We start from the raw sequence: 720 nt of genomic DNA, 5'->3' as shown, positions 1-720 counted from the left end.
CGTCGATTATGGCGCAGAAGTTTCGTCCAATCGAAAGAACTTAGAGAAAAATATGACACTTATGCAAAAATTCAAAAGATGGCTGAAGCGGTAAATAAGGGCTAAAAAAAGGGGCTGAAAGCCCCTTGAGAAAGCCCCCGCAGGGGGGTTTCTTCTTATCTTGATACATATAGAAATAATGAGATTTTAAAAAAAGAGTATCAAAATGGCTCAAAACCCTTGATTTTACTGGGTTTTCAGGCACAAAAAAAGCCTTGTTTTTTGTGAAAGCTTTTGATATAATTTAGGTGTTCAATCAAAATCATAAAAAGCTAGGAAAATTGCAAGGACTTTTTCTATATTTCTTTGTAATTACAGGTAAATTATAACATGAAAGAAAAACAAAATCAAGGGTTACAAACCTTGAAAGATGTTTCAAAAACAGGGAAAGACAGAAAATGGAGAGAACGTAAACTTAAAAATATTGAGTTGGCAAGTCAGTTGGATATTTTAGGTTATCGCTCATTTGAGAGAGTTTATCAATGTGCTGAAGTTCTAAAATTTGTCGAACAGTCGGACGGAACGAAGAAACTATATCAGTCTTATTTCTGCAAAAATAAGCTGTGTGCGCTTTGCAACTGGAGACGTTCTATGAAATATTCTTATCAAGCAAGCAAAATAGTTGAAGAAGCAATGATTAGACAGCCAAAAGGTCGCTTTCTATTCTTGACTTTGACTGTT

1 protein-coding gene is annotated in these 720 nt (G+C 34.6%); it reads left to right on the top strand.

What is annotated here, in order from left to right:
• Positions 1-369 precede the first annotated feature (369 nt).
• The coding region (locus HMPREF2613_RS00670) for a protein rep (RefSeq protein ID WP_186822064.1) at positions 370-720 on the top strand (351 nt) is incomplete at its 3' end.

The organism is Streptococcus sp. HMSC070B10, from assembly GCF_001808665.1.
In the GTDB taxonomy this organism is placed as follows: Bacteria; Bacillota; Bacilli; order Lactobacillales; family Streptococcaceae; genus Streptococcus.
Note: the sequence above shows the minus strand (reverse complement) of the source record. Positions and strands in the feature narration are given on the sequence as shown.